Annotated in this window: 21 protein-coding genes and 1 pseudogene; 12 read left to right on the top strand and 10 right to left on the bottom strand. The window is 60.8% G+C overall.

Annotated features, from left to right (window positions below; translation table 11 throughout):
• Positions 1-54: 54 nt before the first annotated feature.
• Positions 55-987: an IS5 family transposase gene (locus CRJ03_RS06755; RefSeq protein WP_104016971.1), complete on the bottom strand. Its 933-nt coding sequence runs from the start codon at positions 985-987 to the stop codon at positions 55-57.
• A 249-nt stretch (positions 988-1,236) separates the two neighbouring features.
• Between CRJ03_RS06755 and CRJ03_RS20430 the strand changes: the two genes are divergently transcribed.
• Together CRJ03_RS20430 and CRJ03_RS06750 are read left to right on the top strand one after the other, a co-directional pair.
• Positions 1,237-1,359: a hypothetical protein gene (locus CRJ03_RS20430; protein WP_276308224.1), complete on the top strand. Its 123-nt coding sequence runs from the start codon at positions 1,237-1,239 to the stop codon at positions 1,357-1,359.
• 31 nt (positions 1,360-1,390) lie between these two features.
• A complete protein-coding gene (locus CRJ03_RS06750; protein ID WP_206018325.1) occupies positions 1,391-1,948 on the top strand; it encodes a nucleoside phosphorylase in 558 nt (185 codons plus the stop codon).
• A 198-nt stretch (positions 1,949-2,146) separates the two neighbouring features.
• On the opposite strand, the gene CRJ03_RS06745 is transcribed toward CRJ03_RS06750, so the two are convergent.
• The 7 genes from CRJ03_RS06745 to repA all read right to left on the bottom strand — a co-directional run bounded on the left by CRJ03_RS06745 (position 2,147) and on the right by repA (position 11,075).
• Positions 2,147-3,625 (bottom strand): DUF6880 family protein, encoded by a 1,479-nt coding sequence (locus tag CRJ03_RS06745; RefSeq protein ID WP_104018137.1) that lies wholly within the window; start codon positions 3,623-3,625, stop codon positions 2,147-2,149.
• Between the two features lie 390 nt (positions 3,626-4,015).
• Positions 4,016-4,180 carry a hypothetical protein gene (locus tag CRJ03_RS19855; protein ID WP_165375273.1) on the bottom strand — a complete coding sequence of 55 codons (165 nt, stop codon included), beginning with the start codon at positions 4,178-4,180 and terminating at the stop codon, positions 4,016-4,018.
• 385 nt (positions 4,181-4,565) lie between these two features.
• On the bottom strand, positions 4,566-5,039 hold the full coding sequence (locus CRJ03_RS06740; RefSeq protein ID WP_104018136.1) for a UCP036055 family protein: 474 nt from the start codon (positions 5,037-5,039) through the stop codon (positions 4,566-4,568).
• Between the two features lie 100 nt (positions 5,040-5,139).
• Positions 5,140-7,323, bottom strand: coding sequence for a ParB/RepB/Spo0J family partition protein (locus CRJ03_RS06735; protein ID WP_104018135.1), 2,184 nt, complete (start codon positions 7,321-7,323; stop codon positions 5,140-5,142).
• 177 nt (positions 7,324-7,500) lie between these two features.
• Complete coding sequence (gene repC / locus CRJ03_RS06730; RefSeq protein WP_104018134.1) at positions 7,501-8,712, bottom strand: plasmid replication protein RepC; 1,212 nt, start codon at positions 8,710-8,712, stop codon at positions 7,501-7,503.
• Positions 8,713-8,892: 180 nt separating this feature from the next.
• Positions 8,893-9,891, bottom strand: a complete 999-nt coding sequence (gene repB / locus CRJ03_RS06725) for a plasmid partitioning protein RepB (protein WP_104018133.1) — start codon at positions 9,889-9,891, stop codon at positions 8,893-8,895.
• Positions 9,891-11,075, bottom strand: coding sequence for a plasmid partitioning protein RepA (gene repA / locus CRJ03_RS06720; RefSeq protein WP_104018140.1), 1,185 nt, complete (start codon positions 11,073-11,075; stop codon positions 9,891-9,893). Before repA ends, repB begins: the two co-directional genes overlap by 1 nt.
• A 214-nt stretch (positions 11,076-11,289) precedes the next feature.
• Here repA and CRJ03_RS06715 point away from each other — a divergent pair, with 214 nt between their 5' ends.
• From CRJ03_RS06715 to CRJ03_RS06700, 4 genes are all read left to right on the top strand, one after another.
• Positions 11,290-11,517, top strand: coding sequence for an AbrB/MazE/SpoVT family DNA-binding domain-containing protein (locus CRJ03_RS06715; protein ID WP_104018132.1), 228 nt, complete (start codon positions 11,290-11,292; stop codon positions 11,515-11,517).
• Positions 11,507-11,902 (top strand): PIN domain-containing protein, encoded by a 396-nt coding sequence (locus tag CRJ03_RS06710; protein ID WP_104018131.1) that lies wholly within the window; start codon positions 11,507-11,509, stop codon positions 11,900-11,902. Before CRJ03_RS06715 ends, CRJ03_RS06710 begins: the two co-directional genes overlap by 11 nt.
• Before the next feature lie 198 nt (positions 11,903-12,100).
• The gene (locus CRJ03_RS06705) at positions 12,101-12,442 is read left to right on the top strand and encodes a type II toxin-antitoxin system RelE/ParE family toxin (RefSeq protein WP_104018130.1); all 342 of its coding nucleotides are present in this window, start codon (positions 12,101-12,103) and stop codon (positions 12,440-12,442) included.
• Positions 12,439-12,732 (top strand): helix-turn-helix domain-containing protein, encoded by a 294-nt coding sequence (locus tag CRJ03_RS06700; RefSeq protein ID WP_103764501.1) that lies wholly within the window; start codon positions 12,439-12,441, stop codon positions 12,730-12,732. The genes CRJ03_RS06705 and CRJ03_RS06700 overlap by 4 nt, the downstream gene beginning before the upstream one ends.
• A 135-nt stretch (positions 12,733-12,867) precedes the next feature.
• Here CRJ03_RS06700 and CRJ03_RS06695 read toward each other — a convergent pair.
• Positions 12,868-13,746 (bottom strand): annotated as a pseudogene (locus CRJ03_RS06695) (recombinase family protein); the annotation flags it as partial.
• A 126-nt stretch (positions 13,747-13,872) separates the two neighbouring features.
• Between CRJ03_RS06695 and CRJ03_RS06690 the strand changes: the two are divergent.
• Positions 13,873-14,130, top strand: a complete 258-nt coding sequence (locus CRJ03_RS06690) for a type II toxin-antitoxin system ParD family antitoxin (protein ID WP_104018129.1) — start codon at positions 13,873-13,875, stop codon at positions 14,128-14,130.
• Positions 14,127-14,462: a type II toxin-antitoxin system RelE/ParE family toxin gene (locus CRJ03_RS06685; protein WP_104018128.1), complete on the top strand. Its 336-nt coding sequence runs from the start codon at positions 14,127-14,129 to the stop codon at positions 14,460-14,462. The genes CRJ03_RS06690 and CRJ03_RS06685 overlap by 4 nt, the downstream gene beginning before the upstream one ends.
• On the opposite strand, the gene CRJ03_RS06680 is transcribed toward CRJ03_RS06685, so the two are convergent.
• The gene (locus CRJ03_RS06680) at positions 14,457-15,575 is read right to left on the bottom strand and encodes a tyrosine-type recombinase/integrase (protein WP_104018127.1); all 1,119 of its coding nucleotides are present in this window, start codon (positions 15,573-15,575) and stop codon (positions 14,457-14,459) included. The genes CRJ03_RS06685 and CRJ03_RS06680 overlap by 6 nt on opposite strands.
• A gap of 120 nt (positions 15,576-15,695) precedes the next feature.
• On the opposite strand from CRJ03_RS06680, the gene CRJ03_RS06675 reads away from it, so the two are divergent.
• The 4 genes from CRJ03_RS06675 to CRJ03_RS06660 all read left to right on the top strand — a co-directional run.
• Entirely contained in the window at positions 15,696-17,342 is a 1,647-nt protein-coding gene (locus CRJ03_RS06675) for a TnsB C-terminal domain-containing protein (RefSeq protein WP_104018126.1), read from the top strand.
• Positions 17,333-18,271: a TniB family NTP-binding protein gene (locus CRJ03_RS06670; RefSeq protein ID WP_104018125.1), complete on the top strand. Its 939-nt coding sequence runs from the start codon at positions 17,333-17,335 to the stop codon at positions 18,269-18,271. Before CRJ03_RS06675 ends, CRJ03_RS06670 begins: the two co-directional genes overlap by 10 nt.
• Positions 18,268-19,326 (top strand): TniQ family protein, encoded by a 1,059-nt coding sequence (locus CRJ03_RS06665; RefSeq protein ID WP_338066340.1) that lies wholly within the window; start codon positions 18,268-18,270, stop codon positions 19,324-19,326. Before CRJ03_RS06670 ends, CRJ03_RS06665 begins: the two co-directional genes overlap by 4 nt.
• Before the next feature lie 145 nt (positions 19,327-19,471).
• On the top strand, positions 19,472-20,340 hold an 869-nt coding region (locus tag CRJ03_RS06660; protein ID WP_104018138.1), incomplete at its 3' end, for a DUF1403 family protein.

Below are 20,340 nucleotides of genomic sequence, written 5' to 3'. Positions count from 1 at the left end.
GGCATTGTTGCAGAACTCAGGCCTGAGGTGTGAGTGCCCCTTTCCCCGCTGACGTCATGCCACGCGGACGATCTCGGCGGTGCCGAGGGCGTTGAAGCGGTTCATGAGGGCGATGCGGATGTGGATTTCGGCGGTCTGGCGGTCGGGGTCTCTTGCGGCGATGCGCTCGCCGAAGGCTTTCAGGCAGCGCATTTTCGCTTCGACCCGACTTCGGGTGTGATAGCCCGTCCAGCGCTTCCAGAAGGCCCGGCCATAGTATCGGGTGGCGCGCAGGGTCTCGTTTCTGGCGCGGGCCGCCGGGCAGTCGTCCTTCCACAGGCGGCCGTTTTTCCGGATCGGGATGATTGGAACGGCATCCCGTTCGATGATGGCCTTGTGGCAACGGCGCGTGTCATAGGCGCCATCCGCCGTCACCGTGCCGATCGGCTCGTCTGCCGGGACCTGGCCGAGCAGGTCTGGCAGCACGGGGCTGTCGCCGTCGCGGCTGGGGGTGAATTCCACCGCTCGGATGTCGGATGTGGCCGGGTCCATGGCAAGGTGCACCTTGCGCCATTGGCGACGGCCCTGCGGGCCGTGCTTGCGCGCCTGCCATTCACCATCGCCGAGGAACTTGATCCCGGTGCTGTCCACGAGCAGGTTCAGCGGCTCGTCTGCACGGCGATACGGAACCTGAACGGCCAAGGTTTTCTGCCTCCGACACAGCGTGGAGAAGTCCGGCACCGGCCAGTCCAGCCCCGCCAGCTTCAGAAGGCTGGCCACCATGCCTGCGGTCTGGCGCAAGGGAAGCCTGAACAGCACTTTGATCGACAGGCAGAACTGGATTGCCGCATCGGAAAACACCGCTGGCCGTCCGGGTCGCCCGTCACGCGGCGCGCGCCAGGTCATATCCTTGTCGACCCAGATCAGCAGAGCCCCCCGCTTGCGCAGCGACGCGTTGTAGCTGGACCAGTTCGTCGTGCGATAGCGGGCAGGAGGGGGCTTGCTCATGCAGCCTCTGTAACCGCATGGATTCACGAAGTGAATCCTTCACCGGGATAGTTCTGCAACAACGCCGACCGAGGCGAGGCTCACGGACACCACCGTGACCGGCGCCGTCTTCTACCCGCCGTTCGGATGGGCGGCGAGAGTCATGGCGCCGATCGATCCGTGGTTCGGACGCTGGACAACTCTGGGCGCGGCCTTTCTCGTCGTGAACGCATCGAAACCCCTCAATTCCCCTACCGCTATGGAGCAGCCATGAACGACCGCGAAGGCCAGACGCCGCCCATCCTCGCACATAAGCATCCGGACGAGCCTTCGGCCTTCACGCCCGAAAGCCTGCTGCGCGAAGCGCGTCGTCAGAAGGGCGCGGAGGCATGAAGGATGGGTCTGCTACCACACCGAGATGTGGGTGTTCGATCTGGACGGCCGCGAAATCGGCGTGGTCGGCTGCGCCGTCGGCGCTTCCTTTGCGGTGCTCGTCGCCGAGGAGATGTTCGCCTCGGGATGCGAACTCCTGGTCAGCGTCACTTCGTCGGGACAGATCACGTCGCAGGGAGCGCCGCCGTATTTCATCGTGATCGACCGCGCGTTGCGCGATGAGGGCACGAGTTACCACTATCTTCCGCCCTCTGACTGGAGCGCAGCACCCGAAAGGCTTCTGTCGCGACTGGATGGCACATTCAAGGACGGCCCTCGCGTGTTCACCGGCGCGACCTGGACAACTGATGCCCCATTCCGCGAGACCGAAGTCGCCATCGCGCCGGCACAGGCGCGGGGCATTCTGGCGGGCGAAATGGAGGCGGCAGGGCTTTACGCCTTCGCGTCAGCGCGCGGGCGCGATGTCATTTGTCTGGCCCACGTGACCAACCAGATGGGAACGATCGAAGGCGACTTCGAGAAGGGCGAGGCCAATGGAACGTCAGATGCACTGGCTGTGGTTTCGAGGGTCGTGACATGTCTCAGGTGACAAACAAAGCGGTGCCTTATGCCACCATCGCTGTTTGTCCGACATTTAGGAAACTTCGGCAACAATCTTGCAACTACATCGTTATGCGATCCACCAAAGCGGCATGGCTGGGATCGTATCAGTAGGGACAACCTCAATGTCGGGCTTGTCTGGGACCGGTCATCCGACGTGTCTCGGACGAACGGCAGGTCAAGGCGGTTACCCATCATCTTCGATCCATACAGGGCGACGGACCCCACTTGCTTGGGGTGCTTTCGGTTCACCGTCTCCGACACGTGCCCAGAATCCTGATTTGCGGGGATGTGCTGTTTTGAGCTTGGCAAGATAGGTTGCGTGGTTGACCATTCCGCTTGGGTGGATTCGGTCCGCTTCGCCCGCCAGCAGGTCGAGTTTCCCGAGGTATTTTGCCCCGTGCCCATAGGCCTTGGAGCGTGCGCGGTCGAGGATGTTGTCCAGAAGGGCTCTGTAGAGGATCGTCGCCGCCAGCGGATGATCGTGTTCCAGAAGGCCCGCAACTTTAGGAAGGATGTGCCAGTCACCTCCATCCCATCGGTGTGGGTGCGTCGTGATCAGTTTTGCCGCCAAATCAAGTCGTGGCCAGTCCAGGAAGAATTGCAGTGCCACTTCGGGTTCTGACTTTTCCAACGCACAGGCATGAGCGCGGTCTTCGGCCTCTATATCCTCGAAGTCCGGCAGCTGTTTCAAATACTCCCGCAGGATGTCGGCGGACAGACGCGCCTCGAAACAGCGCCATCGCAGGGCCTGTGCGGCCGACCTGTCGCCGGTGGCGTCCAAGATGCGCGCCTCCAGACTGACCCGTTCTGGCGACAGGCCATCATCAGCTTCGCCAAAGGTACGCCGCCCGGGCTTGCGCACCCACTCCAGCGCCTCGGCGCTGCGACCGATATCCAGAAGTTGTGCAGCGATCCCAAGCGTATCCTGCATATGCGGCTTCTTCTTAAGTTCCAGCGCGATGAGCAGATCGAGATCCCCCCGCGCCGAGGCGAGGATCTGACGCATCGCAGCCCATTGCGAAGTCATGGAGTAGAACCAGCCATCCGATTTGCGCGCCGCTTCTTCGGCTTGCCGTTCGGATATGGCGTCTTTCAGTTCGCCGTCCCATCGCGCCAAGCTGTCTTGCGGCAGATGCGCCGCCACAGCCTCGGTCACGTCAGCGAGATAGCCATGCGTGCTTTCGCCAAGGGCAGTCATGATCTTCTCGGGGAGCGCGTCAGCCTCAGGCAAGGGCAGGCTGCGGGCCAAATCGCCGGTCGCGGAGATCGCCTGATAATAGACGTCCTGAACGCGACCGGAAGAATCGTCGACGCGTTCGAACACTTGTTCATGGGTGGCGATGAAGCGCAGCAGCCGGTCTATGGCCAAAGCCGGGGCGGCAGGGCCAAGCTCAGACGTGATCGTATCGGTCAGGCTGCGCAGATCCTCGGCAAAGGCGCGGGCCTTGTCCCATTCGATGAAACTCTTTGCCCGCGACAGTCCGGACAGCCGCCGGTCGATCAGCTTGGCGATGGCCTCAGGGCCGGATTTCCCGGCCAGCGCCGCTTTGACCTGCCGCCGGAATCCCGCGTTACGCTCTGCCTCGTCCAGCACCAGCTGCGCGAGCTTGTCGGTGCCGAGATCTTTCAGCTTGGCAGTGGTGAGGGCAGATTTGCGGGCCATGGGCAGGTCTCGGTTAGGAACTGTTCCCTCAATAAGTGCCTTTGTCAGATCGTGGGTGCAAGTATTGGGTGTTTGATCGACCAAGCATTGCAATATGAACCAATGTCCTGCGTGACTGACCTTCAAATGGTTGACGACCTCGCACATGCTGCGAATGGCCGGTCTTGTGAAGCTGCACTGAAACATCACCGGAGGTAAGCGAACGGCAGGTAAATGGGCCGGACAGGTCGATCATCCTGACGTTGTGGCGGTCGCGCTGTGACTGGCGCCTCTGCGGCTTCAGGTCGTTTGGCGCTGCGCCATCGACCGTCCGCAGTTCCTCACCGGCGCGACGACGCAGCAGGAGGCGCGTCTGCGCCTCCGCGTGAGCCTGCCGAGGTAACCGTGGGCCTAAGCCCACGGGTCAATCTCAACCAGCACCTGAACCTCGTCCCCGTCGATTTCATCGGCGGGGACGGCGCCGAAGGTTCCATCCCCTGCCTGGAAGACGACGATCGAGACCATGAGCGTGGCGGCGAGGGAGGCGGCGAAGGCGTGTGCATCTTTGCGGGACATCTGTTTGGCTCCTGTCTTGGAGGCGGGGGACCATCCCCCGCGCGACAGGACCTCGAAGGCCCGAATACTGGCTGACATCACCGGGTGCGTTCGGACTTGCTCCGAATCCGCCCGGCGGCACGGGCTTGCACGTAGTCCGACCCCTCGTGGGTTGATCTCGAAGGCGGGATTCGGGGCAAGTAAGGGAATGGCGAGCGGGGATGGTGCCCTGACGACTAGAGCCGATTGTCCCGCTGATGCTTTTGCCTCCAGCCTCCCGGCCAATATCTTGGTTGAAGACGTCCTTCCTTGGGGATGGCTCCTTTGGCGCCCCGCGACTTCGCGGGACAAGGTTATGATGGATGAGAGGCCCGCGCTTGGGCGGGCCCCTCGGTTTCAGTTGGGCTCAGGCGGCCAGGTCCGCGCCCCCTGCCCTTTCGCTGTTTTCATCGCCGACGATTTCAAGCCGCGCATTGCGGTATCCTTCCTTGGCGATCCAGAGCTCGGCAGCAGTGACGGAGGCAGCCAGATGCAGCAGTTCCGTGTTGCCGCCGAAGTCGAGGAGCACGCGCACCTTCCCGGGCTTCGGTTCCTCAGCCACCGCGAAGATCAGACGGCTGTCGGCCGAATGGCTGCGCATAATGGTGACGAGGATGACCCCGTCCGAGGCGAAGTTGCCCTCATGCAGCGTGAACGACGCGGGAGCTGTCCAGGTCGCGTAAGGCCGGGGTGGTTCCTTCTTCACAAGACGGCCGACGCCGTTCCAGCGCTCCCATGCCGCCAGCTTCTTGGTGAAGCGTGCCGGTGGCTTGGGGCTGCCGTCGGTGTAGCGGATGAGCGCCCCGAGGGGTGCGGTGTCGATGGTGGTTGTTGCAGACATGATTCCTCATTCCGAATGCGAGCAATCGCACTCATCCTATTGATATTGTTACGTTATCAGGTGATTTGGGGGCAGAATTCCCGCCCCCTGCCGGATCACGTTACTCCGCGGCCAGCATTGATGCGCCTTCAGCAGGCAGGTCATCCGTCAGGAACGCGGGAAGGTCAGCTTCACTGAAGCTCTCAGCCACTTCGACATCAACATCACCCCCCTGCCCTTCTGCATGGTCTCCATCGTCCAAAGTCACGAGATCGACGCGGCGCAGGAGCTCGGGCAACCAGCCGCTGCCCTTCAGCAAGCGCTCGGCTTCACTGGCCATCTCGCCCTTCTTCAGATGGTCGAGGAGTTGCGCGGTCCCCTCCCCTTTCGCCTCGCGCACGGCCTCGAGGATCCGGGCCTTGGGCACGCGGTTGAGATAGGTGTCCACCGTCGGCTCCCAGCCCGCCTCGACCATGTCGAGATCGACTGCGCGCGCCACGAGATCGGAATGCGCCATCCGCCGGGTCAGACCGCCTGCAGAGATGCCCGCCCCGTAAGGGTTCACCTTCTCGTGCAGCGCGTTGACGCCGAAGCTGAGGCAATGCGCCAGCAAGGCCAGACGGCTGCCCTGGTCGAGGACACTCAAGTAATCCCAGAGTGCCGCATCATCGCCAAGCGGCAGATCGGCTTCCCACTCTGCGTGACGCTCGTCGACCAGATTGGCCACCATGCTGTCCTTGAGATCGCTCGCCTGCGCCGACATATAGACCTGACGCACCGAAGCCTCGAGGCAGCTGCCTGACGCCCCGGAGGTGCGGAAAGTGTCAGTGACGAGCTTCAGGAGCAAAAGCGTCAGCGCGACTTCCGGCGAACGACCGACCGCTTCACGCAGCGCCAGCGTCCGGTGGGCTGTCAACTCCATGACCAACCGCTCCGGCAACGGCTTCAGCGCCCCGTCATCCTCATCCTCCGACAGGTCGCCGCCAACTGGCTGGCCACCCGACATGATGATGGATCCGACATGAGCGGCACTGGCATGGCCATCGCAGAGATTGCAATCATCCCCCTGCCCCGCCACCGCAGGATCAGCACCGTCCTGGACCGCGGTTTCCTCAACGGGCTCATCCTCTGGACGCACATAGCCGCGATAGACTGCGAGCGCGCCGTAGCGATCGAGCGTGACGAACGTCCCTGCCCGCCCAATCGCTGTCGGATGATAGATCAACGGCCGGGATTCGATCTTTTCCATCTCTGCTTCCAACACGCCAAGCCGTGTGTCGATCTCGTCAGGGATCTCATCCTGACCCGCGTATTCTTCTTCCAGCGCCCGATACTCGGCGAGCAGCTTGGCATGGGCCGCACCTTCGTCATCCGTCATTGGCGCCGGATCACCGGACAGGCGCCGCAGTCCGTGGCTGTAGCCGTAGGGCAGGTCGAGCGCGACCTCGATCCACTTCCAGCCCTCAACCGCAACCGTCTCGGCATCGGCCTGGAGTTTTTCCGTCACCAGCCGATCGAGCAGGGCGGGGTCCTCGAGCCAACCGCCGTCATCGCCCTGAAACAGGTCGTGCAACATGGTGCCGCCAGCGGCCTCATAGGCATCAACACCCACAAAGATCGCGCGGCGGTCGGAAACCCGGACCGATGTCTCGGTCAGCATGCGCCGGATCTGGAATGGCTCCTTGTTCCAGGACGACCGGATTGCGTCCCAAACCTGAATCTGACGCTCGTGATCCGGGTTAACCGTGAAGGCCATAAGCTGTTCCAGCGTCATCTCGTCCTTGGCGTAGAGCTCGAGCAGGGCAGGGGCCACGGCGGCGAGTTTCAGGCGCTGCTTGACCACCTTCGGCGTCACAAAGAACGCGGCTGCGATCTCTTCATCGCCCTGACCTTTTTCCCGCAGCGCAACGAAAGCACGGAACTGATCGAGCGGGTGCAACGCAGCGCGCTGCATGTTCTCAGCGAGCGAGTCGTCCTCGGCGAGGATCGCGGACCCCGCATCCCGCACGACGCAGGGAATGGGCGTCGTCTTCGCCAAACGCTTCTGCTTCACCAAGAGCGACAGGGCCTGGAACCGCCGACCGCCAGCAGGGATTTCGAACTTACCGGTCTCGGTGCCATCATCCGCTAGGACGGGCCGGACACTCAGGCTCTGAAGCAGACCGCGCCGCGCGATATCTTCGGCCAGTTCCTCGACGGACACGCCAGCCTTGATGCGCCGCACGTTGGACTGGCTCAGCACGAGCTTGTCGAAGGGGATATCCCGGGAGGGGCACAGGGTAACTTTCTGGATTGCCTTAGCCATCAGATCTTCTCCAAGACGGGCGTCGGAAGCCACTCTCCCGATCTCACTTCCCGTCACCCTCAAACCAGCAAACCTTTCACTCTCAGACATCATGCATTGATAAGGCTTAGTCGAGTTCACAGCTGTGAACTCCTACCTGCGCGTGTCTCCCACTAGAGATGTTCACAGCTGTGAACATCACGCTGCCGTTCTCTTGCCAACCAAAGCCATGACCATTGGCCCACAAGAAAATTCACCGGCGGCGGCCTTAGCGGTCAAAGCGCGCAGGTATCCGCCAGGAGATCGGATATCGGCAAAGCGTTCCAGCATCGCCGCCACCACGATTGATGCCTGTTCTGGTCCCATACACCGTTGCGCCTCTTCCCAAGCCGAGACACTGATCCCCATGGCAGGGCGAACATGGCATGCGGCATTGTAAAGCTGGTGCCAGTGCCTGATTTCACCGTCGTAGAAGGTTTTCAAGGACGGGCAACTGGCAAGGACCAAATGAAGTGGGATCTTTGGCACTTGTCGGAGGTCCGACTCTTGCAAACTCTGGTCACTTACGTCCGTCTGATCATTTAGAGCTCCGGTCGCCTCCTTGGCTTTTTCTAAGCCAGGTTCAGAATCTATGGAGTCTGTTTTTGAATTATGATGGTGACGCTCATTCTTGGCATCATTGGTGTTCATTTCTTCTGTACCCGGGCCATCAATTGCGTTCCGTGCTGCGTCGAGAAGCGCTTCAAGTTCCACCCGATACTGACCCAAGTCTTCCAGCGACAGCTTTCGACGAAGTGCGCGGGCCATCAAGACTGCCGTGTCGCGCATCTGCTCCCACAGGCCGCGCCCAGGCTGCATCTCCTCGCCGAACTCTGCCAGTGCCGCCAAGTCACGCCGCATGAGACTGACGATCTCTCTGAGCCGCCGTACGCGGTCTTCAGCCTCGCGCACAGCTTCTGCGGCGCGACCAATCTCCTCGGATCGGCAGTAAAGCGGAGAGAGGTCAAAGCCGAAGGCTACGCGATCGTCACCATGCTTTCGGACGTAGCGCTTTCCGTTGGGGCTGTCGCGACGGACTAGCAGGCCAGCCTCGACCAGGCGGGCGAGGTGGCGACGCATCGTCGAGTTTGGCATGCCATTGAGCCGCTCACAGATGGCCTTGTTGGACGGAAAGACGATCATTTCCGCATTACCGCCAAGCGCATCATCAGGAAAGAAGCTCAGAAGCCCCTGCAAGACGGTCAAATCGCGCTCTGTGACGCCAAAGGCGGCTTGTGCCTTGGACAGCTCCCGAAGGAGTTCCCATTTATTGACGAGCTTGCCCCGGAGGGATGCTTCCGGCTTCTCGATCACGCGCAGATGGGCGTGCGAAATCGGCCGCATAAACGGCGAAATTGGTCTGTAGTCCATGATTTTTCACGAAGACAAAGAAAAGCTGTTCCGCGAATCACATATGACTTGCGGTTTGTGCTCTTGCCCACTACCTTGAAGGTGCGAAGTTCAAAGTTCGGGTCTCGTGGAGCGTAAGCTTTGCGGGACCTTTTCTTTAGCCTGTACCGTGCCTCCTTTTCGTTTCTGCTCTTCCTCTCCTCACGTCTCGCGCTTCCAACGCGCGTGAAGCTCTTTAAGGACGTCCTGCGCTTGGCTTTCAAACCAATCTGCAAAGGCATCGTCCACATCTCTGAGATCCAGGCGGACTCCTCGATTTGACTTCTTGATGGTGCCTGCAGGGACACCATCAATCATTACCGGCGTGGCTTTGGGCCGCGGCATTGATTCTCGAGTTCTGCTGGTAAGTTTCTTTAGGTGACGCGCCACGGCTTCGAAAGCTGCTACAGACGGATCGATCCGAGTTTCATCATGGTCGTCAGACTGTTCTCCCGTGGTGACCTTGTTGCGAGCTTCCAGAGCGATCTCACATAATCCGAAATGATCAACACTTTCTTTGAAAAGCTCCTTCGAGAGAGCCTCCCAACGTGGACGGCCAATGCCATGTGCGGGTCCGATCGCATGCGCCAGATCAGGCCCAATCGCGTTGGCGATTGAGACAGACATTGATACCGCCGAACGGGTCACATTCAAGACTTCGGCGACCTGAGCCTGCGTCCCAAAGCCGCTGTCGAGCAGTTCACGCGCGAAAAGAGCGCGCTCAATATAGCTGAGGTCGCGGCGGCCCGTATTCTCCGAAACCTGGGCGCGCAGGGCTGAACTGTCGTCAAGGTTGGCAATAAGCGCGCGGACTTTGTCGACCTTATCAGAGCTACGGACAGCTTCCAGACGTCTGCGCCCATAGACGAGGAGATAGCGATTGCTCTCAGTCGGATGCCGCCGCACTAGAATAGGGACAGTTTGGCCGTTCTGCTCGATCGATACCCGCAGATCATCTACATCCTCAGGATCTAGTCGGTCCGCAAATCGACCATCTTCAATCTCGGTCGGATTGAGTTCCCATACATGATGAGCGTCAACGGCATCGCGGGCCGAGCGCAGAGCTCGATTGCTCGACATCATGCTGCCCGGCACCGCAGGCTTTCCTGCGGTAGCCAAACTGTCGAGCATGGACATGCGTTTCTTCTTGCTGTCAGTCATCAACGCCCCCATGTCTGCTGGATGAGCTGCGCGATTTCATCGTTCACCGCATTCAAGCTCTCTATGGCCCGATCGTAGGTGGTCCGCGTGAAAGCACTTCGCTCGACTTCGTAAAGGGTTTGCTTGGTCAAGCCCGCATCAGAAATTGCAGTGGACTTGAGCATGGGCGCATTCAAGACTTTGTCGCCGTACATCGTGCGCAGAAATGCAACGACGCGGTTTTGCGGCGCATCCGTAGGCTCATAGCGCGTCAACAGATAGCGCATCCAGTCATGAGACATGTCAGCCCCGCTGTCAGCGATGACGTCCATTAGGTCGGCCGTCATCCGTAGAAACTGGCTCATGGACATTACGTCCAACATCTCCGGATGAATCGTGACTAAGACGCCAGTCGCTGCTGACAGCGCGGACATCGTCAAAAAACCGAGCTGTGGCGGGCAATCGATCACGACCACATCATACTGATCGTCAACTTGAGCCAAGGCCTCCTTCACACGAAAGAAAAATAGTCCGGCGTTACCGCGGGCTAATGCCCGAGGGGTATCGTGCTCAAACTCCATCAGTTCGAGATTGCCGGGAATCAGATCTAGGTTGGGAACATAAGTTTTGCGAATGACATCCGCGATCGGCACAGGATCCTCATAACGGATCGCATCATAAAGTGTGCCACCATCCAGAAGGTCAAATTCCGGCTGAACGCCATGTAGAGCTGTAAACGACGCCTGCGGATCGAGATCGATCGCAAGAACGCGATAACCTTTCAGCGCAAGACGCTGCGCTAAATGCGCGGACGAAGTTGTCTTTCCCGAGCCGCCCTTAAAATTCATTACACCTATGACTTGCAGGTGATCGCCAGCACGGCGACCAGGAAGATAGTCGCCAGGCTTTCGGGCAGTCTTTTCCAGCAAGACCCGTAGGTTCTGGATGTCCTCAGCGGAATAGTGTCTACGGTTGCCTGATGACATTGCGGGCGAGGGACCTTTGCCATCAAGATGAAGTTTTCGAAGATAGGAATCGTTAACACCCAATAAAGCCGCCGCTTCGCCAGAGGTAAATTTCCGCATAGCCTTTGAGGCATCGGGCGGGAACAGACTCTCTCGCTGTGAATGCAGTTGCGCAGCCAGCAACTCGGAATGCTCACGGATAACTGCATTCAAGTCTTCATGTGTTTCGGATCTGCTCATCTGCCCTCGCTTCCGCAGCGTGTTCACGGATTTTGGCGTTTAGCCGCCCTTTTCCGTGACTATTGCCGCAAGGCTTAGATTCGTGCAAGCACTTTCTAGATTTGGTACCTAGGCAACTGACATGCACAAGTGAGGTCAAGGCACGACGCTGCTCTTGCAAAGACTCGAAAATGGATATACATAACGTTTTGTATATCCAAGGCCGGAGATCTGTATGCAAGTTGCCAAATGGGGAAATTCTCTCGCGGTGCGGCTGCCCGCCGGCCTTGTGCGGGAACTCGGCCTGAAGGAGGGTGATCAGATCGACCTGGTAAAGGACGATAGAACCCTGCTTGTTCGGCGTCAGCCTCGCGCCGATGAAGTTTTGCAAGGACTGCGCCGGTTTCGGGGCAAACTGCCCAGGGACGCGCGACTGAGCCGCGACGCTGCGCATGAGCGCTGAGTTCGCGGACACGAATGTCATTCTCTACTTGCTTGACGACGGTCCAAAGGCGGATCGGGCTGAGGAAATCCTGGGGCAGGGGCCGCGAATCAGTGTTCAAGTCCTGAACGAAGTGCTCGTCAATTGTCGAAGAAAGGCGGGGCTCAGCTGGGAGGACACCGCAGCCTTTCTCGCAGGTATCCAATCCTTGTGCGCGGTCGAGGACTTGACGATCCAAACCCACCAGGTGGGGCGCGCCTTGGTGGAGAAGTACCAGCTCTCGGTCTATGACGCGATGATCGTGTCTGCTGCACTCATTGCGGGGTGCACGACATTGTGGAGTGAGGACATGCACGACGGATTGCTGGTGGAAGATCAGTTGCGCGTCGTCAATCCTTTCTCCTGACACGTCATGACAGGGCTGTTTTCCAAAAGACCAAGCCGCTCGACGCTTTCAAGCAGCAGCTTTACACTGACCTCAGGCATCTGTTCGGCCGCCCTTTCAGTTGCGTATTATCCAAGGGTGGCACAAATTTGGGTTGCTTTATGTGCACTATATGCGTCATTGACTTATACGCCACTGAAACATATATGGTGACTGCTGATGACACGATTTCAGACGGTGGTGGAACTGCCCGAATTCCAGAGGCGCGCTAAAGCAATCATGTCGGAACAAGAGCGCGAGGCAGCAATCAACTACATGGCCGCCAATCCTGATGACGGAGTTTCTCTCGGCGGCGGGCTTCGCAAAATCCGCATCCCAAGAGAAGGGGGTGGCAAGAGCGGCGGCTTCAGGACGTTGTATGTATTTGGCGGGAACCATATGCCGATCTTTCTGATCACGGTCTTTGCCAAAAATGAAAAGGCCAACCTGTCCAAGGCTGAACAGGCCGCGGCAGTCGAAATGAGCAAGGCGCTTGTCGCAAAGTATGGAGACGCAACATGACTGCATATGAATCGGTGTCGAAGGGCCTGGAAGAGGCCTTGGCATTCGCAGATGGCAACATGACCGCCGCCAAGGTGCATGAGGTGTCCGTTGTCGATGTCGATGTGGCCGAAGTTCGCCAAAGAACTGGTCTCTCACAGGCTGAATTCGCCCGAAGCATCGGAGTAGCAAAGGGCACGCTCTTGAACTGGGAACATGGGCGTCGACACCCGACGGGTCCTGCTCAAGTCCTGCTGGCCTTGATCGCAAAGAAGCCATCGGTGGTGCAAGATCTGCTTCGAGGCGCTTGATCTGTGGCGCAAGGCGCGATCCCTTTGACGCTCCTGTCGAAGATACGCTCAGTGAAGCCTGCAGATTGCTGAGCTCGCGAGCGGGGTGAGCAGTGTATCATTGGTCATGGGATGGCGTTGCTCCCGAATCCACTCCAACAATCCTAGCTTTTCCGCACGTTCCAGCAGCATCCTCACGGAAGAAGGCTGCCAGCTTGTCCGCCCACGGGGCGTGCGCTCGCGCATTACCTCCAGGCGATCACAGATAGCCTGAAGCGTGATGTCGGGATCTGCGCCCTTTATGCCTGCAATAATGGCGGGCAGGCGATCGTCCGTTTCGCGGCGCCCGGCGCGGGCCAAAACGGTCTCGGGCAGGAAGCCGTCGCGGACATAGGCCTTCGCGGCGCGCAAAAGACGGCTTTGGGTCCAGCGACGCGCCTCGGGCAAGGGGCCGTTGATGATGCGCAACACGTCCTCCCAGGCCACGTCGGGGCGCAACCGGCGCACATGGGGCACCCAGTCTTGTGCCGTCTCGTTCAGACGCTCAATGTAACCGTCCTGTCGCGCCAGCCGCACCTTGCGAAGAGCGGCCGGATCCTTTGCGCGGAGTCCAGGGTTTCCGCCGACACGTCCCTTCGTGCGCGCCGAGGCAAGCCCGGCCTTGGTGCGTTCGCGGATCAGGGCGCGCTCGAACTCGGCGGCGGCACCCAGAACTTGCAGCGTGAACTTGCCCTGCGGGGAGGCGGTGTCGATCGGGTCCTGAAGGGACCGGAAGAACGCGCCACTCGCTTCGAGACGCTCGATCACCTCGAGCAGATGCGACAACGACCGCGCAAGGCGGTCGATCCGCACGACGACCAGCGTGTCGCCCTTGGCCACGCGCTCCAGCACCCGCGCGAGGACTGGCCGCGCACGATTGCCGCCAGAGGCATGCTCCTCAAAGATCTCGACGCAACCCGCAGTCTTCAGAGCCTCTGACTGGGGCAGGGGGCTCTGATCCTCTGTGGATACGCGCGCATAGCCTATCAGGGGCATGAAAATCGACCGTTTGCAACTTACGATACCATCAATAAACGACCGTCTGAAAACGGCGATGCGAGGGTCTCCACCATTGACCAAAATCCTTCATTGGCATATATTGCCAACAAGGAGATTTGTGCCATGGTGACACGCAACGTTGTCCTGACGGAAACCCAAGACCAGTTGGTTCAGGCTTTGGTGGCATCCGGACGCTATCAGAACGTGAGTGAAGCAATGCGCGCGGGGCTACGGTTGCTCGAACTGGAAGAAGCTCAGTTCGCAGGAATCCGCCAAGGCTTGCTCGAGGGATTGGCGCAAGCCCGGGCGGGCGAGTTTGCCGAAGGTGGCGGAGAAGAGGCGATCCGGCGGGCCTTTCGACAAGCACGCGCGTCTTCATGAGCCGCTCCTTTCGGCTGACGCGCCGCGCAGAGGCCAGCCTGGTCGAGATTGCCAAGTGGACGATAGCGAAGTTCGGGCTCAAGCAGGCCGAACTTTATGAAACGGAACTGCTCGACCGCTGTCAGGCGATCCTGAACGGTCAGGCGCATAGCCGGAGCTGTGCTGTTTTGGTCGATGATGCCGCGGATTTGCGGTTCACGAGCGCAGGGGAGCATTTCTTTGTGTTTCTGGATCGGCCGGACGAAGTGATCATCGTCGACATCCTGCATTCCCGAAGCGATCTTCCGCACCATGTTGCCGCGCTGGCGGCGTCAAGGAATGACATATCATAGTCCAGCAGCCTTGGTCAGGTTTACCCGGAACCGGTCGCGGCGACGCTGATAGCGGCGGGTCATCTCGGCCGAGGCGTGCCCAAGTTGCTTCTGGACGTAGCGCTCGTCGACCTCGGCGGAGCTGGCGAGACCAGCGCGCAGGGAATGTCCGGAAAACAGTGCCAAGCGTTCTTTCTCAGATAATTCCGAACGGATGCCGCTCTTGAGAACCGTCGCCTTGATCAGCCGAGCCACATGCTTGTCGTTGAGTCGGGCGTTGAGCGCGCGTTTACCGTCGCGTGACGTGCGCACGAAGACTGGCCCGAAATCGATCTTGGCGAAATGCATCCATTGTTCGAGCGCATGCACCGGGCAGGTCTGTTCGGACGATCCGCGGCCGATCTCGACCTCACGCCAACCGGTTTTAGCGTTGAGCGTGAGGATCGCACCATCGTCGAGGATCTCGACCCAACCGCCGGAGTCCGGCGTGTCGTCCTTCCCGTGATCGAGACTGACAATCTCGGAGCGCCGGAGCCCACCAGCGTAACCCAAAAGCAGGATCGCGCGATCCCGCAATCCGCGCAGATCGAAGGGCAGGGTGGCGACCATGGCGAGGATGTCCTCGGGCAGGATCGCCGCTTTCTGCACTGGCGGGCGTGCGTGCTTGCGCTTGATCCCGGCCAGCACCGCGGCGATGTGCCGGTTCTTGCGGTCCAGGGTGAAGCCACGTTGCGCGTAGTTCCACGCAAGGCCGGAGAGCTTTCTGTCTATCGTCGAAACTGACAGGGCAGGGACCCCATTCCTTGGCGCAGCCAGGTCGGTGAGATAGAGTCCGATCATCTCCGGCGACGGGGGCAGGGGCTCCGTGCCTTTCAACCGGCACCAGCGCGCGAAGTGCTTCCAATCGGCCGCATAGGCCTTGTTGGTGTTCTCCGCCGTCGAGGCCTTGGCGTAGTCGCGGGCGGTATCGACAAGGCGGTCGAGATTGCCGGAGCCGGCCACATGGACGGGCAGGGCGATCGTATTGCCGTCCGCAGCCTCTCTCTCGTCGATCTTGTGATCTCCGGTTGCAGCATCGTTCACTGCACTCGATTTCTCATCGCCTGAGGGCGTATTTTCAGGTGTTCTGCTCATGTCGTTCTTGTTCCATTGGTGGACACTAACGTATTGATATCATTGTATTCATGTTCTTGTTTCATTCCCGGATTATAGTTTCATTATCGGACATAAGACACCTATTTTCCGGGTTTGGCCATGGTGGATCGATCAGACATCAACACTGTCGACGATGCAGCATGGGAACAGGCGGTCGCGCGGGAAGCTGTGATCCGCCGTCTTGCAAGCAAGGCGTCACCGAACCGTGCCGAATTCCTCAAGGCCTGCCGAGACCTTGGCCTCAAGCGCTCCCGCCTTTACGAGTTGATCTCAGCCTACAAGGCGAGCCCGGTCGCCAGTTCCTTGCTGGCGGCTCAGGTCGGGACACCGACGGGCAGCCGTCGGCTGCCCGCCGAGATTGAAACGGTGATTTCGGGGGCGATCGAGGATTTCTACAAATCCCTCCAGAAGCCGAGCATAAATGCCCTGCAAAAGGAGGTGCGCAGACGATGCAGTCAAAGGGGTCTGCGTCCCCCGTGCTGGACCACGTTGCGGGACCGTGTGGCGGCGATAGATCCGGCGGAGCTTACAGCTGCGCGTGAGGGGGCAATGGTCTCTCGACAGCGACATCGCCCGGTGCCGGGCAGCTATCAGATCGAACGGGCCTATGAGGTGGTTCAGATCGACCACACGCTGGTGGATGTCATCGTTGTCGACCGGGTTCATCGGAAGCCTTTGCAACGGCCCTGGTTGACGCTCGCCATCGACGTCGCCAGCCGCACGGTGGCAGGCTTTTACCTAACGCTGGAGCCGCCGTCGGCCTTGTCGGTGGCACTGACCATCCAGCACCTGGTGCAGCCCAAGTTCGACTGGCTGGAGAGCCTGGGTATCGACGCGGACTGGCCAGCCGAGGGATTGCCGGAGACCATTCACGTCGACAATGCCAAGGAATTCCGCTCGAAAGCGATGAAGCGCGGTGCGGAAGAGCACGGGATTTCCCTGCTGTACCGGCCGATTGGGGCGCCGCATTACGGCGGTCACATTGAGCGTTTGATCGGAACGATGATGGGGGCGGTCCATCTGCTGCCGGGATCGACCTTCAGCAGCATCAAGGACCGCGGCGACTACGATTCCGTGGCCAAATCGGTGATGACGCTCGATGAGCTGGAGCACTGGTTGGCGCTGGAAATTACCCGTTATCATGCAGAACGGCACCGCGCGCTTGGGATTCCGCCGGTTGCGGCCTGGAACGAGGCCTATGGGCGGCGCGAGGCACCTTTGCGCCGGCCATACGATCCGGAGGGGTTCCGGATCGACTTCCTGCCGAGCACGGAACGCATGGTACGCCGCGATGGAATCCATCTCTTTGGCCTGCGGTATTGGGACGATGTCCTGAGCCTCTGGGCGGGGCGGCAGGACCGGCAATTGCGGGTGTCCTACGATCCTCGTGACCTCTCCACGATCTATGTCCGGAGCCCCGAGGGCCAGCGCTATCCTGTGCGGTTTGCGGACCTGCGCCATCCGTCGATCACTCTTGCGGAGCATCGCCGTGCGCAGGCGATTTTGCGCGAGCGCGGGCGCACGCTCGAAGACGAAGACCTCATATTCGCGGTGATCGAGGAACAGCGCGCCCTGGTTGATGCTGCCAGCACCAGGACACGGGAGGCCAGGCGGTTTTCCGAGCGACGGGACCGAGCGCTTGATGGGGTAGGGGCCTACGAGGCTGAGGATGCCGATCCGAGACCAGAGGAAAACGAGAATGTGCTCAGGAACCATCCGGGGTTCGAAGTCGAGGAATGGTCGTGACCGAAGGCAGCGCATTTGCACATCTCGATCCGGCCTACCGCCGGTTCGCGGCACTGCCGGATGATGAGCGCATTGCCTGGATCCGGGCTGACCGCTGGATCGGTTTCAATCAGTCCGGGGCGGCTCTGGCACGTCTGGAGAACCTGCTGACCTATCCGCCGCGTGACCGGATGCCCTGCCTGCTGATCTATGGCGATACAGGCATGGGCAAGACCAAGATCGTCCGCAAGTTCGAACGCGACCACCCGCCAAAGTTCAGCCAGGTGACCGGCGTTGACCACCGCCCGGTGGTTGTCGCGCAGGTGCCATCCGAACCCATTGAACGCGATCTTTACCGGGAACTTCTGGCCAGCATGGGCGCGCCGGCGATGACAGGCGGTACGCTCGCCCGCGAGAAGGATATCTGCCGGTCGCTGCTGCGGACCGTGGGGGCAAAGATGATCATTCTCGACGAGGTGAACGGCATGCTGGCCGGCACCTTCCGTCAGCAGCGCATCTTTCTCAATGCCATCCGGTTTCTGGCCAATGACCTGCGGATTCCCCTGGTTTGTGCCGGAACGGACCTGGCTCGGCAGGCGCTGCTGACCGATGCGCAACTGGCCGAGCGCTTCGAGGCGTTCCATCTCAAGCCCTGGCAGAACGATGCCGCCTTCGCCGGGCTCCTGAAAAGTTTCGAACGTATCCTGCCCTTGCGCGAACCCTCCGATCTGATCAGTGGGGAGGCCCGAAAGCGGATTCACAAGCTGACCTCCGGTGTGACGGCGCGCATTTTCCGCCTGATCGAAACGGCGGCGGAAGATGCGGTTCGGTCGGGCAAGGAGCGCCTCGACGCGGATAGTTTTGGCGACAATCTGGTGCTGCCGCTGGTCTCGATGACCCAGACCGCTCGGCGGCGGGGCAAGCCCGTGCAACAACGGGTCGGGGCATGATGGTGTCGGCCCGACTGCCCGTCGCGCCGCGGCCGTATCAAGACGAACTGCTTTCGTCCTGGATGGCGCGGGTTGCCGCGCGCTACGGGGCGGAGCCTCTTGAATTGATGGTGTACCTGGCGGGGCAGGGGGGTAGGGACGCAGGCGCGCGGCAGGTTGACGATGTGGCGCCGGATATGCGGCTGCTCAGGCTTTGGGCGAAGGCCTGCAGGATCGATCCGGAACGGCTTCATCGCAGGTCACTGGCTTCCCGATATCCTGATCGGCCGCGGGACTGGTTGCGGACCGAGGCGGTGCCGGTCTGTCTTGCCTGTTTCGATGCGGATGTCGCTGCCGGTCGCGATGCCTATCTGCGGGCAAATTGGCGATTGGCGGAGCAGGTGGTTTGCCCGGCGCACCGGACCATGCTCCTGGATCACTGCCCCGCTTGTCGCGGCCGCCTGAGGCTTTCCTTTCGTATGCTGAATGGCTTGCTGCGCCCCTTCTGTCGCAAATGCGATGCCGTTCTGACCGGCGGGGGAGGGGAGACGGAGGACCTTTTGAAGGCGGATTTCGCTGTGGGAGTTCTCGAGCTCCAACGCCAGATCAGCGGAATCGTCAGAGGTGGCCCAGGCCGTCTTGATCGACTCAATCATGGAATTCGCACTCTGTGGGCGCCGCTTGATCGCGATGGGGCGGCCCGGCCTGTCCTCGCGCTCTGGTACGATGAACCGGGGTGGAACTGCCCTTACGAGGCCCGCGCAGCCGTCGGCCGGCCTGCGCCGTTTCAGCACCTATCGGTGCGCTGGAGGGCCCTGACACTGGTGATCCTGCAGGATCTCTTCGGACCAGACCTCGTGCCCAATGCAGTCTTGCCTGAGGCAGCCCTCGTCCTGTTCAGGCGTGCGGCGCCGCTGCCGTGGCTCACGGATGGGCGAGATCTACGGAACGGCAAAGGAAGGCGCGCGATTGACGCTGGAGCGGAACGAGTCCACAGATTGAGCAAGAGGCCCGTCCACCGGTTAAATGGAAATTTCCTCGACGAGAGAGGCGATTTCGGCCGAATCCACCCATGAAACTAAAACGACAGTTCCGGGTCATGTATCGTGTTGCGTCATGTCCGATAATGCAAACTTATTGGACATAAACGAGATCGGCAAGGCGGGGCGTTTTTTATGCAATTTTCTGGTAGAAAGCGCCGTGCAGATGTAGGCTCCAAGCATGACATTTGCCCGGCACGCTCCCATCGACGACCTCGACAGGTTACCCCGGATGCCCGCCTGGGTCACCTCCGCCCGTTCTGAAAGGCTTGAAGATGTGGCGTTTTTATCGGGCGCGTCGCTCGCTCACCTGCATCTTGTGTTGGCACGAGGGGACGTGCCCCAAGGCTTGTTGCGGGATCGCCTGGCGCTGCACGCAGCAGAGGCCTGCGTCGCGTTCTCCGGTCGGCCCGAAAGGGCAAGCGAGTTGCGCGACGCGGTGCACCTCCTGCGCCCAGGGGATTTGCCCGGCCCGGCGGGCGAGACCTACATGGCCTGGCGGCGCGCGGTGGAGCGGCCGGTTTCGGTCAACGCACTGGGCCGTGCGTTGCCTACGCATCCACCAGAACAGATCGCAGGCTGGCTCGACGCGGGGCAGGGCGCGCCGATGACCCGCGCCGCAATGGTGCTGGAGGCGGTGCTCGCGGAGGCGCCACGGGCGGAGGTTCCGGCGCTCGTCCTCGCTGACGCCGCCCTTGCCCAGATGCTCGGATGGGAGCATCTCGTGCCGCTCCTGGCCATGGACCTGAAGCGCGCCGACCTGCGCAAGCGGGGCGACGATCTGCGCGTGGCCTGTCATCGTGCGGTTGTTGCTTCGGCGGTCGACGCCGAGCGTCTCTCCGCCGACCTCGCACGCCGGGCGGCCCATCTGAAAGCGGTTGCGCCAAAGCTGCGGGCCAAGGGGGCCGGGGACGCGGTCAAGATGTTCCTGACCCGCGATGCGGTGGCGCCCTCGGCGCTGCCCTTGCCGGATCGCGCCGCGCGACGTCTCTGCGACCGGCTGGTTGAGCTTGGCGCGGTGCGCGAGCTGACTGGGCGCGACACCTTCCG

This window comes from Roseovarius nitratireducens (assembly GCF_002925845.1).
In the GTDB taxonomy this organism is placed as follows: Bacteria; Pseudomonadota; Alphaproteobacteria; order Rhodobacterales; family Rhodobacteraceae; genus Roseovarius; species Roseovarius nitratireducens.
This window is presented reverse-complemented; position numbering and strand designations above follow the sequence as displayed.

Coding starts and splice junctions, on each gene's coding strand:
- CRJ03_RS06685 (WP_104018128.1), top strand. CDS start 14,127: ATGAGCCGCTCCTTTCGGCTGACGCGCCGCGCAGAGGCCAGCCTGGTC.
- CRJ03_RS06665 (WP_338066340.1), top strand. CDS start 18,268: ATGATGGTGTCGGCCCGACTGCCCGTCGCGCCGCGGCCGTATCAAGAC.
- CRJ03_RS06710 (WP_104018131.1), top strand. CDS start 11,507: ATGAGCGCTGAGTTCGCGGACACGAATGTCATTCTCTACTTGCTTGAC.
- repC (WP_104018134.1), bottom strand. CDS start 8,712: ATGGACTACAGACCAATTTCGCCGTTTATGCGGCCGATTTCGCACGCC.
- CRJ03_RS06700 (WP_103764501.1), top strand. CDS start 12,439: ATGACTGCATATGAATCGGTGTCGAAGGGCCTGGAAGAGGCCTTGGCA.
- CRJ03_RS06680 (WP_104018127.1), bottom strand. CDS start 15,575: ATGAGCAGAACACCTGAAAATACGCCCTCAGGCGATGAGAAATCGAGT.
- CRJ03_RS19855 (WP_165375273.1), bottom strand. CDS start 4,180: ATGTCCCGCAAAGATGCACACGCCTTCGCCGCCTCCCTCGCCGCCACG.
- CRJ03_RS20430 (WP_276308224.1), top strand. CDS start 1,237: ATGAACGACCGCGAAGGCCAGACGCCGCCCATCCTCGCACATAAGCAT.
- repA (WP_104018140.1), bottom strand. CDS start 11,075: ATGAGCAGATCCGAAACACATGAAGACTTGAATGCAGTTATCCGTGAG.
- repB (WP_104018133.1), bottom strand. CDS start 9,891: ATGACTGACAGCAAGAAGAAACGCATGTCCATGCTCGACAGTTTGGCT.
- CRJ03_RS06670 (WP_104018125.1), top strand. CDS start 17,333: ATGGTCGTGACCGAAGGCAGCGCATTTGCACATCTCGATCCGGCCTAC.
- CRJ03_RS06755 (WP_104016971.1), bottom strand. CDS start 987: ATGAGCAAGCCCCCTCCTGCCCGCTATCGCACGACGAACTGGTCCAGC.
- CRJ03_RS06705 (WP_104018130.1), top strand. CDS start 12,101: ATGACACGATTTCAGACGGTGGTGGAACTGCCCGAATTCCAGAGGCGC.
- CRJ03_RS06735 (WP_104018135.1), bottom strand. CDS start 7,323: ATGGCTAAGGCAATCCAGAAAGTTACCCTGTGCCCCTCCCGGGATATC.
- CRJ03_RS06745 (WP_104018137.1), bottom strand. CDS start 3,625: ATGGCCCGCAAATCTGCCCTCACCACTGCCAAGCTGAAAGATCTCGGC.
- CRJ03_RS06690 (WP_104018129.1), top strand. CDS start 13,873: ATGGTGACACGCAACGTTGTCCTGACGGAAACCCAAGACCAGTTGGTT.
- CRJ03_RS06740 (WP_104018136.1), bottom strand. CDS start 5,039: ATGTCTGCAACAACCACCATCGACACCGCACCCCTCGGGGCGCTCATC.
- CRJ03_RS06675 (WP_104018126.1), top strand. CDS start 15,696: ATGGTGGATCGATCAGACATCAACACTGTCGACGATGCAGCATGGGAA.
- CRJ03_RS06715 (WP_104018132.1), top strand. CDS start 11,290: ATGCAAGTTGCCAAATGGGGAAATTCTCTCGCGGTGCGGCTGCCCGCC.